Raw genomic sequence first — 13,087 nt, 5'->3', positions numbered from 1 at the left:
TCCTTATTTCAGGTGGACTTTTAGCATAACAGAACTCGAAGTGCTGTTTTGCCTATGGAAGAAGAAAAATTAAATTTTATTTAAAAATAAGTAAATGGAAATGATTTATTCACATTATAGCGGGTAAATAAGTGTAACTGATGCCATAAATCAGCGCAGCAAGCAGAGTTGCCATGACCATGCGCCGTGTTTTTAAATACAATACTGTAAGCGTAATAAAACCTAAACTCATGGCAATGATTTTGTCGGGTGTGGCGATTAATGGGGGTAAGGTCGCAACCATGAGCATGGCACTAATCGCTGAAATTCCAATACAACCCAAAGCAATTCTAAGCCAGATTGCACCACGCCGTTGTTCGTGTTGCTGGTATTTTTGAATAAACCAAAGAGGCATAAAGCGTGAGCTAAAGTTGGCAATTCCAACAATAATCCCGATCAGGAGAATGGATAAATTCATAAATGATGCTCATCCTGCTGCTTCAAAATATAATGTTTAAACAGTCCTGCACCAATCCCTGCCAATATTCCCAAGAAAATTGCTGCCGAGAGATTGATCAGATAACAAGCCAAACCCGCTACAATCAGCGTTACTGCAACCACCAGTGTATGACGTTTTTCAAAGGCAGCCAGTAAGAAACTTAAAAACAGGGCAGGTAATAAGAAATCGAGAGAAGCCTGTAGAAATTTGGGAAGAAGATGCATTTGGTTAGCAAATAAGCCACCTAAAAAGCTGCCCAGCGCCCAAGAGAACCAGCTCGACAGACTTACGCCCAGCATCCATGATTCACTCCAGTCCTGACGGCGCTGTGATAATTGAATCATGGCACGGGCAAAAACTTCGTCAGTAAGCCCCCAGCCCCAAATTGCAGTCTTTTTAAGATTTAGTTTTTGTTGAATAAGATGCTGTAAAGCAGGGCCATACAATACATGACGAATATCTAAAGCGATTACGGTAATGGCAGCTAGCCAAATAGAAGAACCACTGGCAAGTAATGCGACCACTAAAAACTGACTGGCTCCAGCATACATGGTGCAAGACAGAAATAAGGCTTCAAAGGCAGAAAAACCAAATTTGGCAGCAGAGACACCAAAAGCAAAAGAAACAGGCAAATAAGTCAGCATAATGGCTTGACTATCTTTAAAACCTTGCCAAAAACTTGCATGAGATTGAGACATATTTTTCAGTTTGGGTGCATTGCACCAAAATATCTACTAGAATTCTAAAAACGTTATTGTAAATGAAATCATGCAGCTTAGCGCTGAAATATTTTGAATGAGGCAACCTTATGTTGTTGAAAAAACATCAAGTCGCTTATCTAATGACGGCATGTCTATGTTTAGGCTTGCAAGGTTGTGACCGATCATCTTCGGAGAAGAAGGTAGAAATTAAACCCGCACCAAAACTGACCAATGATGCAACCACCTATGCACATAAAGCATGGGCGCTGATCAATCAGGTCGAACCGATTGTTGCGCAAAAGCAACTCACAAAAATTGAAACAGATGTTCGTAAACCTTTACGTGAGCTAGGTGTTGCGTGGCGGATCAATGTAAAAATGACGGACTCTGTGACTGAGGGGAAATACGCATTATGTCGTAAAGCCATGACCAGCCTAGATTCATGGGCAAGGGCAACGGCAAATCAGGATTCAGATCTTGCACAAACCTATACAGAGTACACACGGGATAAAGCTTTGTGTAAAGATGCGATTGATCATCCAAATCTAGGTAATACACCAGCCAATTAAAATAAAAAAAGCGGTATAAACCGCTTTTTTTATGTCTAAAAATTATGATTTAGGTTTGTTTGTTGGTGCTGGAGTAGGAGTATTTGTTGTTTTTTTCTCTACTGCTTTAGTTGGTGCAGCTTTAGCAGGAGCTTTCTTATCAACTTTGTGTACTAGTACGCATTTACCGCCTTTATGTTTTGGACCTGTACCGCCTTGTAAAGTTGTACCTTTAGGGCAAGCCATAGCATTGGCACTTAAAACTGCAAAGGTTAAAGCAACAGCAGAAGTTAGAATTTTTTTCATCATGAACCTTTATGATTAATCTAGGTAAAATTACCTATACATCATCATACTGAATTTAATTGATTAAATAATGTAGTGAATTTGCATCTTTTTTTATTATTTTAATATACGTTTTCTTGATTGGACTTTTAGTCAAAATATCGAGGTTGAGTGGATATAAAAAAACTGGATATCAATCCAGTTTTTTTTAAATTATTGCTTACGGAACCTATGATCAATGACTGCCCACAGCGCAAAGGCGAGTGACACAACAAGTGCATATAAAAAGTATGCAGGTTTTAGATTTCCTGTAATAACGCCTTCAAATGTTAGCGTTAACATGAGTGCTAGTGTAGTAAAACAATACGTCAATGCTTGCTGATTATGTTTTACTGCATTGTTAATGAAGATTAGTTTGTTCATTGAAATCATCCTCACTTCTCCTGTCTATCACGACAAACACACTGTTTCAGTCAATTCTTACCGTTTTACTTTGAATTTTGGCTAAATTCAAGAGCTATTAACATTTTTTTGTTAAGGTAATATGACAAAAACAACTAAAAGTTATAGCCTAGTCACATTCTGTGAATTCCCAGTGTCACTCTGTAAACTACAGTAAAAATATAAGCAAAAAAAATGCCTGAATGAATCAGGCATTTTTAGAAAATAATTAAATATTTGAAATTTAATTATCTTTAATTTTAGTGTCGAGAAATTGCAAGAAATTTATCGATGACAAAGAACAAGCCAAAAATCGCAACGGATGGAATTAACCATGCCAGATTTTGTGCATCGAGTGGTAATTGTGACAAAAAGCTAGGTACAAGATTGCTCAAGCTTGATGCTTTTAAACCTTCAAAAACACCAAAGACCAGCGCAACAGCAGTCACAGGCGTCACAATTAACGATGGACGATTGAAAAACTTCCATAAGAAACTCAGAAGAATGACAACAATCGCTGGCGGGTAAATTGCTGTGAGTACAGGAACCGAAAATGCAATCAGTTTGGTTAAACCCAAATTGGAAATTAACAGTGCAAATAGTACTAACACTAACACCAGTAATTTGTACGAAATTTTAGTCAGCTCATGGAAATATTCAGCACACGAACAGGTTAGGCCAATCGCGGTTACCGTACAGGCAAGGAAAATCAAGACTGTTAAGAACAACGAGCCAATATCACCAAATGTATGCTGTACATAAGCATGCAGAATTTCCGCGCCGTTGGTTGCAGTCGTTATAAATGCATAGCTTTGTAAACCAAGGCGGAATAAGCATAAATACAAAATTGTTAAACCAACGCCAGCCATAAGACTTGCAATAATTGCATAGCGCATGATCAGCTTTTTGTCAGATACGCCACGAGATTGAATGGCTTGTACAATGACGATACCGAACACCAGTGCACCAAGCGTATCCATGGTTAAGTAACCATTTACCAAACCTTCAGACATTGGTTGCTGAATATAGTTATGTACTGCTGGTGGTGCGACTAAAATAGGGAAGACCAACGTTGCAATACATAAAATTGCCAAAGCAACAATTTTGAGTGGTGCAAGCACATGCCCAATCGTATCGAGCAATTTGTTTGGATACAGTGAAATAATGCCAACAATGGTGAAATAAATGCAGCTATAAATAAATAGATGCATTGGAGAATTACCAAAGTAAGAGGAGAAACCGATTTCATAAGAAACGGTTGCAGTACGGGGAGTTGCAAATAAAGGGCCCACAGCTAAATAACAGACTATGGTCAGCAATAAACTTGAAAAACGACCTAAAGGAGCACTAAGCGTTTCAATAGATCCTTCTACACGAGAAAGCGCCATAATTGTTAAAACAGGTAACCCAACCGCAGTAATTAAAAAGCCTGCTGCTGCAAGCCAGACATGCTCACCAGCTTGCTGAGCAACAATGGGAGGAAAGATAATATTGCCTGCACCAATAAATAGCGCAAAGGTCATAAAACCTAAAGCAATAATATCTCGGATATTCAGCTTATTCATAAAAACAGGGAGGATGTTGAAACAAAGCGATAGATTCTAGTGCAAAAAAAAACTTTTTAAAATCCTTATGCTCTTAAATAAAGCATGATTATTTTTTATAAATTCCAATTCAGGAGGTTTAAATTTCTAGGTTTGATTTATTTGCATATTTTAGATTTTATTTAAATATATATTTTTTGTTTAAATTTAAAAAATAAATATTATTTTTCATATATTTAAAAATAACAAAAAGTAAATTTTGGATTTAAACGCTTGCAGTTCTATGCGATGAGGATTATTTTTGAAATATTTACGATGTAAAATAGCCTAAGTAAATCAATCTAATTTCAGATTTGAAATGAAATAAAGGATACATTCTATGCGAGCCACAAAAATTGTCATTAAAACCGAACAGGAAATCGAGAAATTAAGAATTTCTGGGCGGCTCGCTGCAGAAGTTTTGGCAATGATTGGTGAGCATGTTAAACCTGGGGTAACAACTGAATATCTAGATGATTTATGTCATGATTTTATTGTCAATACACTCAAAGTGATTCCTGCCAATATTGGGTATTATGGCTATACGAAAACAACCTGTATTTCACCCAATGAAGTTGTTTGCCATGGCATTCCATCAAAAAAAGTCGTGTTGAAAGAAGGCGACATCATTAATATTGATGTTGCGATTATTAAAGATGGTTTTTATGGTGACACGAGTCGTATGTATTATGTGGGGCAGGTTACCCCACAAGCACAAAAACTGGTTGAAACGACCTATGCAGCAATGGTTGCAGGAATTCACGCCGTTAAACCAGATGCAACTTTAGGTGATATTGGTCATGCGATTCAAACATTGGCTGAAAAATCAGGTTATAGCATCGTGCGTGAATACTGTGGTCATGGCATTGGGCAAGTCTATCATGAACAGCCAAATGTATTGCATTTTGGGCAAAAAGGTCAGGGCTTAAAGCTTAAAAAAGGTATGGTATTTACTATTGAACCAATGGTAAATATGGGTAAACCTCAAGTAAAAGAACTTACTGATGGTTGGACCGTTATTACCAAAGATCGTTCACTTTCCGCACAATGGGAACATATGGTTGCTGTCACTAATGACGGTTTTGAGTTATTAACGCCGTGGCCAGAAGGCACTGGAACTTATCCAGCAATCTAATTTTGAGGTGAAGCAATGCAGTATCAGGTTGAAAATATTTATTTTACGAGCTGTGGCGAGCGACTTGCAGCAGATGTTTATTTTCCACAAGAAATTGCATTGCCACCCGTTATTATTATGGCAAATGGATTTGCCTGTGAGCGTAAATTCAGTTTACCTGATGTTGCAGAGCGTTTTGCAGAGCAAGGTTTCGCCGTTATTTTATTCGATTATCGGGGTTTTGGTGACAGTACAGGTCAGCTACGCGAGTTAGTTTCACCCAAGCATCATTTGCAAGACTGGAAAAATGTAGTTGAACAAGTCAAATCTTGGTCAAATGTGAATCAAGAACAATTGTTTTTATGGGGAGTTTCGCTCAGTGGAGGTCATGTCATGACTCTTGCAACAGAAATTCCAAATATTAAAGCGATTATTGCACTTGTTCCACATGTCGATGGTTTGGCGAGTGCTTGGTTATATCCCAAAAACTTACTTCCTCAGGCACTAAAATTGGCTTTACAAGATCTTTGGGCCGCACGCTTTGGACGTGTAGTAGGGATTCCTGTCGTCTCTAAAGAGGGTATTTGTTGTTTGGCAGGAGAGGGGTGTTATGATGCCTTTATGGAAAGTGTTCCTGAAAACTCAACATGGACAAACTGTGTTCCTGCAAGAATTTTATTAGAAATCAATACGTATCGCCCAACACATATTGCAAAAAAAATTAAGTGTCCAACTTTAATGATTGCCGCGCAGGATGATTGGCTTATTCCAATTACTGCAACACGAAAAGCTGCTCATAAAATTCAAAATGTTCAATTTATTGAATGGTCTATGACACATTTTGATATTGTACATAAACAAAGCGACATCTTTGAGCAGTCTATTCAGACTCAGCTACAATTTTTAAAGCATCAGATGCAAACCTAATTCTTTAAAGTGCTTAAATAGCCTAAGTAATACTGATAAAAACATAGCACAATCAAAAAAGTCTAAAAAATAAAAAACGCAGAAAAATCTGCGCTTTTTAAAATTTGATAAGACTAAAACAAATTTAAATTATAAACCTGCTTCATAATCTTGAGCAGAAAGTAATTTTTCTACATCCGCCATATTGTCAGGTTTAATTTTATACATCCAACCCGCACCATATGGATCATTATTGACTGATTCTGGTTCATCTTCTAACGAAGTATTTACTTCAACGACTGTTCCAGCGATAGGGGAATAAATATCTGAAGCAGTTTTTACAGACTCTACAACGCCAGCTTGTTCACCAGCATCTAAGTGACGATCAACTTCTGGAACTTCAATGTAAACTAGGTCACCTAAAGCATCTTGCGCATGGTCAGTAATGCCTGTAACAACTAAATCGCCTTCAATTTTTGCCCATTCATGCGTTGCTACATATTTTAAATCATTCGGGTGGTTCATAATGACTCCATCATTAAAATCAAATATTGCAGTGAGTTATACCTGTTTTTTTTAAAAAACAAAAGTAAAAATGCTCAGTCTACCAAGAAGCCGCCAGTTTGCCTTTGCCAAAGCTGAGCGTAAATTCCATGAAGTTCCAATAATTCATTATGTGAGCCTTGTTCAACAATTTTTCCTTGATCCAGTATGACAATACGATCCATTTTAGCGATAGTTGATAAGCGGTGAGCAATTGCAATCACTGTTTTTCCTGCCATAAGATCATTTAAACTCGACTGAATAGCAGCTTCAACTTCAGAATCTAGAGCGCTGGTTGCTTCATCTAAAATTAAAATAGGTGCATCTTTTAAAAATACTCGTGCTATCGCAATACGTTGGCGCTGTCCACCTGAGAGTTTTACACCACGTTCACCGACATAAGCATTTAAACCTTTTTGCCCGCGAACATCCGATAAAGTGTCAATGAACTCTTTAACCTTAGCTTTTTCAATTGCGTAATTAAATTGCTCATCAGAAGCATCAGTACGTCCATAACGGATATTTTCCGCGACTGTGCGATGTAACAGTGAGGTGTCTTGTGTTACAAGCGCAATATGTTGGCGTAAACTGTCTTGTGTTACGTGTGCAATATTTTGACCATCAATCTCAATTGAACCGTGCTGAATATCATAAAAATGCAATAAAATTTGGATTAGTGTTGATTTTCCTGCACCTGAACGCCCAACAATACCAATTTTTTCACCAGGTTTGATGCTCAAATTAAAATGATCAATGACATTGCGATGTTGATTGTAGGAAAAACACACATCTTTAAATTCAATTTTTCCACCCTGATTGAGTTGTAATGGCTGAGCATCAGGTTGATCTACAATCGAAACGGCCTGAGCAAGAGTATTTTTACCATCTTGGATCGTACCAATGTTTTCAAACAGCATAGAAATTTGCCACATGACAAATTCACTTAAACTATTGAGTTTTAAAATCATGGCTGTTGTTGCTGCAATAATTCCCAGTGCAACTTGTCCAAGTGTCCATAAATAAAGCGCTGTGCCGAGTACACCAATAAATAGTACAGCGCTTAATAATTTCAGACTTAATTCAAATAAAGTTGCAAGCCGCATTTGCGTATAAACAGTCACCATGAATTCCTGCATGGATGTTTTAGCGTACTGACTTTCGCGCTGTGTATGTGCAAAGAGTTTGACGGTCTGAATGTTTGTGTAGGCATCGGTAATTCGCCCCGTCATGACAGCGCGAGCATCAGCTTGTTTTTTAGAAATCTGGATCATGCGTGGTACGAAAAAAATCGCTGAACTGATAAATAAAAGTAACCAGACAAATAATGGAATGAGCAAACTAGGGGCAACACTGCCAAGCATTAAACTGATTGAAATAAAATAGATCAGTACATAGGCGATAATGTCACCTAAAATCACCCAAAATTCGCGTACGGCAAGTGCCGTTTGCATAATTTTAGCAGCCAACCGCCCAGAAAATTCATTAGAGAAAAAGTCCAGACTTTGCTGCATCATCAAATTATGAAAACGCCATCTGAGACGCATAGGGAATGAGCTAAATAGAATTTGATGGCGGATAATGGATTGCATGGTTGCAAAGATAATATTGGCCACCAAAATAGCGACCAGCATGAGCAATTGCTGGGCATGCTGGCTTAGAAATGTGTTGGGATGGCTTTGGCTCAGCCAATCAACCAAATGCCCGATTTGTGAAAAAAATAATGCTTCAAAGCTAGCAGTGGCAGCAGTCAGTAGCACCAAAATAATTAAATAATGTTTTAATCCTTCAGCACATTGCCAAACAAATGGAAAAAAATCTTTTGGTAATGGTTTGTTTAGATTTTTCGAAGGATAGGGGTCTACACGATTCTCAAACCATTTTAATAACATACATTTTCTCCAAAGCTATAAGTGTATTAAAACCGAAAAGCTGCTTTGAAGAAAATGTAATATGCAAAATTCTGCGATTAAAAATTATTTTGTGGCTAAACCCTGCAAATCAATTTGTGAAGCTGACTGATAAATTCTTAAACCAAATTCAGGCAGAATGGAAATTAGATGATCAAAAATATCTGACTGGATATTTTCATAATCGATCCAGACTGTTGTGCTAATAAAAGCATAAATTTCGATAGGCAATCCCATACTGGTTGGTTGTAGTTGACGCACAATGAGCGTTTGGTCTTGAGCAATGCCTTCATGTTGACGTAAATAGAAATTTACATAAGCACGGAAAGTCCCCAAGTTGGTTAGACGGCGTTGATTATATTCAGACGGATTGGAGAGTTTATTATTGAATTCTTCTAATTCATTTTCTTTTGAGTTGAGATAATTATTGAGTAACAAAAAGTCTTTTAACCTTTGATGTTCTTCAAAAGTCATGAAATGTACGCTGCTCTGATCGATATAAAGTGCTCGTTTCATACGGCGTACGCCAGATTGCGTCATACCACGCCAGTTGCGGAATGTATCCGTGACCAATTTATTAGTAGGAATTGTGGTAATAGTCTTATCAAAATTTTGCACGGTAATGGTATGTAATGACATATCAATTACATCACCATCCGCATTGAGTGATGACATTTCAATCCAGTCCCCAATACGGATCATGTCATAAGAAGAAATTTGCACACTGGCAACCAGTGACAAAATGGTATTTTGGAACACTAACATGAGTACCGTTGCCATCGCACCGAAACCAGCAAGTAAGGTAAAGACATCTTTTTTCAGGAATGTTCCTAAAATCATTAATCCACAAATAATAAACAGCATTAATTTGACGAGTTGCAAATAACCCTTGATCGGCTTGTTTCGAGAGTTGGGATTACGCTGGTAGATCGCATTAAAGACATTCAGAATTTCACTGATGGTGCGAGCAATACTCAGGAAAATAAATGCCTGACACAGCATTTGAACCAGATACACTAGTTTTGCAGATAGATGTGGAACCGTATCTATCCCGTTCATGATAATGAGTGCAGGAACAATATTAGAAAAACGCTGAATGACACTATGTTCAGCAAGGATAGAATTCGTTGCGAATGTCATCTTGAGCAAGATTTTACGAATACCACGAACAACGATTTGCTTGGTAATAAAATTAGCAACAAATGCAGAAAAAATCAGGATGCCTAAACCACTGAGCATTTCTAGCCATGGGAACTTGTTTGCCCAAGTCTGGAGATCCTGAATATATTGGGAGAAATTAGACAAAATACCTAAGCCTTATACCAAAACTAACCCATATTGTAAGGTTATTTTGCATATTGGCTTAGGCAAGTTTAAATAAATAAACGTTTTATTATAATTGAATTACAGACTTACCACATTAGATCATCTGGAATGACATATGCTGCGTAAGGATCTTCTTCATCTGTAGTTTCTTGGTTCTCTTCAGATTCTTTCCACAAAATAAAGCCCGACATTTTTTGTTCAATACGGTCTGCCAATGCTTTAGGCAAATATGCATATTGCTCATTTTCTTTGGCAATAACCAAACTACCTGAGACCAGTGCATTATAAATTTGCTGGTTAATGTAGACTTTCTTGATTTTGTTTTCATCAATAAATTGATAGATGCTATCGCCATCGGTGTCTTTAATTTTGTGTTGACCAATCATCTGAACAATATTGGCTTTGAGGGTCTTTTCTTCCAGTTGGCGTTGTTTTTCCGAATTGAGTTGCTGATCTTTTTCCTGTTTCTGTTGCTGATCTTGAGCAATTTTTGCTTTGATTTCAGCATCATTGCTTAGGCCTGCACGTTGTTCATGCTGTGCTTGTTTGGTCAATTTTTTCGCTTTTTTATTGTCGACTAAGCCCGCTTTCAATAACTGCGCCTGTAAAGCATTTTTAACCATAAGATAAATCCAACAAAATTAGTGATGTAGATGCTTGCGAAGATACAATGCCCAGTAAGTTAGACTCATGGTCAAACTGACGAACACTGGAATCAGAAAAGTATGTAAGTTTAAATAAGGATATAACCAAGTAACAAGTATCCCCCCACATAAAAAACCAATCAAAATCAAAAGCAGTAACATGATACGGCGTTTTTCCACAGGTAAACCACGTAGCAAATAACCAAAATTAAGCCCTAAATCCGTCAATAGTCCAGTGAGGTGCGTGGTTCGAATAATTGCGCCTTTATAGTGGCTGACCATAGCATTTTGCATACCCATTCCAACACACGCCCAAAGTAATGCATAGCGTGGATAATAAGGAATAAACAACCAGCATAGAAAAATACACAGCGCAGAAAGGCTAAGCGGAATACCGTAACGGCGTCCGAGTTGAAAATGACTGCTACCGAGTAAATAACCGCTATATAAAGAACCCAATACAAAGCTTAAAATGACACAAATAATATAAATGGCATGCATGAATTGCCCATGCACAATGGCAATTGCCAGCATACTAACATTGCCTGTCATGTGCGAAACAGTTTGATGCCAAATATTCAGTAACCCCAGTGCATTGACCATGCCTGCATTAAAAGCAAGAAAAAATGCACTGAGCTGAACCCAAACAGGTAATGTCTGAAATGGCATATCACGATCATGTGAGTAATAAAAAGTTATTTATATTTATACCCTTGATCAACTGCAATTACAAATAACACATCAGTCGAAGAATTAAGTGCAGTTTCTGTCGAATCCTGCAAGACACTAATCACCATTCCAATAGCAACAACCTGCATGGCAATTTCTGAAGAAATACCAAACAGACCACATGCAACAGGAACAAGGAGTAAAGAACCACCTGCCACACCAGAAGCGCCACATGCAGAAATCGTCGCAACCACACATAAAATGATCATGGTGGTCAAATCAGTCTGAATACCCAAAGTGTTCACTGTCGCCAGTGCCAATGTCGTAATGGTTACAGCTGCGCCTGACATATTAATCGTGGAACCTAAAGGAATGATCACATTTGCTGTAGATTCATCTACACCACAACGGCGAGCGAGATCTAAGTTCACTGGAATATTTGCTGCAGAGCTACGCGTAAAAAATGCAGTAATTCCACTTTCACGTAGGCATTTAAGGACCAACGGGTATGGGTTACCTCTAATCACCAGTGCCACCATAATTGGGTTAATGATTAAAGCAACAAAGAACATCGTGCCGAGTAAAACAACCAGCAAATGTGTATAGCTAATCAGGGTATTTATACCTGAGTTAGCAAAAGTTACGGCAACTAAACCAAAAATACCCACGGGTGCAAAGCCAATCACCAGTTTAATCACTTTTCCAATGGCTTCTGCACTGTCATGTAAGAAGGCTTTAGTTGAATTTGAGCTATGACGAAAAGCCACTCCCAAAATCAATGCCCAAGCTAAAATACCAATAAAATTGGCTTCACTTAATGCAACGACTGGATTGGAAACAAAACTCAAGACCAGGTTTTTAAGCACCACACTTAAGCTATTTGGTGGCTGTAAAGACTGATCAGTGGCTAAATGCAAAATAAGTGTTGTTGGAAATAAATGATCAGCGACGACAGCACTTAGGGCAGCAAGCAACATCCCTGCGGTATACATGATCAAAACAGGTTTAAAATTTTTAGCACTTTGCGCTGCCTGAAAATTTGCAATTGAGGAAATGACCAATACAAACACTAAAATAGGAGCAACTGATTTCAATGCCTTAATGAAAATATCACCTAAAAGGCTCAAGTAAGGTGCAACATTTGGGAAAAAAAGGGCAACACAAACCCCTAAAATAATCGCAATCACAATCCTAGTTACTAAACTAGATTGCCTAATAGCTAAAAGCATAAGAACGCCTTAAAAACCAATAAGGTTCTAAATCTACAGGAAAGAAAGGTTGGGTATTCTATAGAAAAAAATTCATATCTTGCATTTTTATTGTGGAAAAAAGCCGATTATTAGTGATGAAATGAAAAATAATATTATCTAATAATTTGATTTTTAATTATTTTAAATTAAACGGTGAGTAAAATACAATCTTATGGTTTGTTGCTAAAATAAACAAAAAAATCAAAAAATCACCGTTTAATTCAGCACATCTTATCCTGCCATTGATAAGGCAGAGGAGTTAAGATGGAAATGATAAATATTGCTTAAGATTTTGATAAAACGTTGGTCTTTTATAGAGTAAAAAATTTGTTTGCCTGAACGGCGAGTGGTGACAATATTATTTTTACGCAAAATCATGAGCTGCTGAGAGAGTGTTGGTTGTAGAATTTGACTTCTCGTTTCAATTTCAGAAACATTCAGCTCTTCATTTACCAATAAGCTCAAAATCAGCAAACGATCTTTATTACCTAGTGACTTGAGTACAGTTACGATATCATCAGATAATTCACGAATTACATCAATATCCAGTGGCTCGCTCATTTTTTCCCCTTATTTAAGATTGATATAATTTATTAATAAACATACAGAAAATATGTGTATAAAAAATGGATTTTGTTATTCTTTGCGTATGATTGTAACAAAAACAAATAATAACCATGATCATCATCAAT

Annotated in this window: 15 protein-coding genes; 3 read left to right on the top strand and 12 right to left on the bottom strand. The window is 37.3% G+C overall.

What is annotated here, in order from left to right:
* Positions 1–109: 109 nt before the first annotated feature.
* Positions 110–457, bottom strand: coding sequence for an L-valine transporter subunit YgaH (ygaH, locus tag ACX1N5_RS10710; protein ID WP_004752081.1), 348 nt, complete (start codon positions 455–457; stop codon positions 110–112).
* On the bottom strand, positions 454–1,176 hold the full coding sequence (locus tag ACX1N5_RS10705) for an AzlC family ABC transporter permease (protein WP_004752083.1): 723 nt from the start codon (positions 1,174–1,176) through the stop codon (positions 454–456). Before ACX1N5_RS10705 ends, ygaH begins: the two co-directional genes overlap by 4 nt.
* 110 nt (positions 1,177–1,286) lie before the next feature.
* Between ACX1N5_RS10705 and ACX1N5_RS10700 the strand changes: the two genes are divergently transcribed.
* On the top strand, positions 1,287–1,748 hold the full coding sequence (locus ACX1N5_RS10700; RefSeq protein WP_004752085.1) for a hypothetical protein: 462 nt from the start codon (positions 1,287–1,289) through the stop codon (positions 1,746–1,748).
* A 42-nt stretch (positions 1,749–1,790) separates the two neighbouring features.
* On the opposite strand, the gene ACX1N5_RS10695 is transcribed toward ACX1N5_RS10700, so the two are convergent.
* From ACX1N5_RS10695 to brnQ, 3 genes are all read right to left on the bottom strand, one after another.
* The gene (locus ACX1N5_RS10695) at positions 1,791–2,033 is read right to left on the bottom strand and encodes a hypothetical protein (protein ID WP_131381507.1); all 243 of its coding nucleotides are present in this window, start codon (positions 2,031–2,033) and stop codon (positions 1,791–1,793) included.
* A 192-nt stretch (positions 2,034–2,225) separates the two neighbouring features.
* Complete coding sequence (locus tag ACX1N5_RS10690; RefSeq protein WP_004752089.1) at positions 2,226–2,444, bottom strand: hypothetical protein; 219 nt, start codon at positions 2,442–2,444, stop codon at positions 2,226–2,228.
* A gap of 269 nt (positions 2,445–2,713) precedes the next feature.
* Positions 2,714–4,018, bottom strand: a complete 1,305-nt coding sequence (brnQ, locus tag ACX1N5_RS10685; RefSeq protein WP_116726034.1) for a branched-chain amino acid transport system II carrier protein — start codon at positions 4,016–4,018, stop codon at positions 2,714–2,716.
* Between the two features lie 358 nt (positions 4,019–4,376).
* Here brnQ and map point away from each other — a divergent pair, with 358 nt between their 5' ends.
* Together map and ACX1N5_RS10675 are read left to right on the top strand one after the other, a co-directional pair.
* Entirely contained in the window at positions 4,377–5,171 is a 795-nt protein-coding gene (gene map / locus ACX1N5_RS10680; protein WP_004752094.1) for a type I methionyl aminopeptidase, read from the top strand.
* 15 nt (positions 5,172–5,186) lie between these two features.
* Positions 5,187–6,077: an alpha/beta hydrolase gene (locus ACX1N5_RS10675; protein WP_458802108.1), complete on the top strand. Its 891-nt coding sequence runs from the start codon at positions 5,187–5,189 to the stop codon at positions 6,075–6,077.
* A gap of 129 nt (positions 6,078–6,206) precedes the next feature.
* On the opposite strand, the gene gcvH is transcribed toward ACX1N5_RS10675, so the two are convergent.
* The 7 genes from gcvH to ACX1N5_RS10640 form a co-directional block, all read right to left on the bottom strand.
* The gene (gene gcvH, locus ACX1N5_RS10670) at positions 6,207–6,581 is read right to left on the bottom strand and encodes a glycine cleavage system protein GcvH (RefSeq protein WP_004901591.1); all 375 of its coding nucleotides are present in this window, start codon (positions 6,579–6,581) and stop codon (positions 6,207–6,209) included.
* 74 nt (positions 6,582–6,655) lie between these two features.
* Entirely contained in the window at positions 6,656–8,488 is a 1,833-nt protein-coding gene (locus tag ACX1N5_RS10665; protein ID WP_458802110.1) for an ABC transporter ATP-binding protein, read from the bottom strand.
* An 84-nt stretch (positions 8,489–8,572) separates the two neighbouring features.
* Positions 8,573–9,811 (bottom strand): mechanosensitive ion channel family protein, encoded by a 1,239-nt coding sequence (locus tag ACX1N5_RS10660; protein WP_458802112.1) that lies wholly within the window; start codon positions 9,809–9,811, stop codon positions 8,573–8,575.
* A gap of 107 nt (positions 9,812–9,918) precedes the next feature.
* On the bottom strand, positions 9,919–10,455 hold the full coding sequence (locus ACX1N5_RS10655) for a DUF2058 domain-containing protein (RefSeq protein ID WP_131389327.1): 537 nt from the start codon (positions 10,453–10,455) through the stop codon (positions 9,919–9,921).
* 18 nt (positions 10,456–10,473) lie between these two features.
* The gene (locus tag ACX1N5_RS10650) at positions 10,474–11,145 is read right to left on the bottom strand and encodes a YoaK family protein (RefSeq protein WP_116726028.1); all 672 of its coding nucleotides are present in this window, start codon (positions 11,143–11,145) and stop codon (positions 10,474–10,476) included.
* 26 nt (positions 11,146–11,171) lie between these two features.
* Positions 11,172–12,374, bottom strand: a complete 1,203-nt coding sequence (gene sstT / locus ACX1N5_RS10645) for a serine/threonine transporter SstT (RefSeq protein WP_458802115.1) — start codon at positions 12,372–12,374, stop codon at positions 11,172–11,174.
* A gap of 252 nt (positions 12,375–12,626) precedes the next feature.
* Positions 12,627–12,956, bottom strand: coding sequence for an ArsR/SmtB family transcription factor (locus tag ACX1N5_RS10640; protein ID WP_458802116.1), 330 nt, complete (start codon positions 12,954–12,956; stop codon positions 12,627–12,629).
* Positions 12,957–13,087 lie beyond the last annotated feature (131 nt).

This window comes from Acinetobacter sp. ANC 4636 (assembly GCF_054454555.1).
The sequence above is the reverse complement of the archived record's forward strand: the minus strand, read 5'-3'. Positions and strand labels throughout refer to the sequence as shown.

Excerpts from the sequence above, each read along its gene's own strand:
- ACX1N5_RS10705 (WP_004752083.1), bottom strand. The coding sequence starts at position 1,176 with ATGTCTCAATCTCATGCAAGTTTTTGGCAAGGTTTTAAAGATAGTCAA.
- ygaH (WP_004752081.1), bottom strand. The coding sequence starts at position 457 with ATGAATTTATCCATTCTCCTGATCGGGATTATTGTTGGAATTGCCAAC.
- ACX1N5_RS10640 (WP_458802116.1), bottom strand. The coding sequence starts at position 12,956 with ATGAGCGAGCCACTGGATATTGATGTAATTCGTGAATTATCTGATGAT.
- ACX1N5_RS10665 (WP_458802110.1), bottom strand. The coding sequence starts at position 8,488 with ATGTTATTAAAATGGTTTGAGAATCGTGTAGACCCCTATCCTTCGAAA.
- ACX1N5_RS10650 (WP_116726028.1), bottom strand. The coding sequence starts at position 11,145 with ATGCCATTTCAGACATTACCTGTTTGGGTTCAGCTCAGTGCATTTTTT.
- ACX1N5_RS10695 (WP_131381507.1), bottom strand. The coding sequence starts at position 2,033 with ATGAAAAAAATTCTAACTTCTGCTGTTGCTTTAACCTTTGCAGTTTTA.
- gcvH (WP_004901591.1), bottom strand. The coding sequence starts at position 6,581 with ATGAACCACCCGAATGATTTAAAATATGTAGCAACGCATGAATGGGCA.
- ACX1N5_RS10690 (WP_004752089.1), bottom strand. The coding sequence starts at position 2,444 with ATGATTTCAATGAACAAACTAATCTTCATTAACAATGCAGTAAAACAT.
- sstT (WP_458802115.1), bottom strand. The coding sequence starts at position 12,374 with ATGCTTTTAGCTATTAGGCAATCTAGTTTAGTAACTAGGATTGTGATT.
- ACX1N5_RS10700 (WP_004752085.1), top strand. The coding sequence starts at position 1,287 with ATGTTGTTGAAAAAACATCAAGTCGCTTATCTAATGACGGCATGTCTA.
- map (WP_004752094.1), top strand. The coding sequence starts at position 4,377 with ATGCGAGCCACAAAAATTGTCATTAAAACCGAACAGGAAATCGAGAAA.
- ACX1N5_RS10675 (WP_458802108.1), top strand. The coding sequence starts at position 5,187 with ATGCAGTATCAGGTTGAAAATATTTATTTTACGAGCTGTGGCGAGCGA.
- ACX1N5_RS10655 (WP_131389327.1), bottom strand. The coding sequence starts at position 10,455 with ATGGTTAAAAATGCTTTACAGGCGCAGTTATTGAAAGCGGGCTTAGTC.
- brnQ (WP_116726034.1), bottom strand. The coding sequence starts at position 4,018 with ATGAATAAGCTGAATATCCGAGATATTATTGCTTTAGGTTTTATGACC.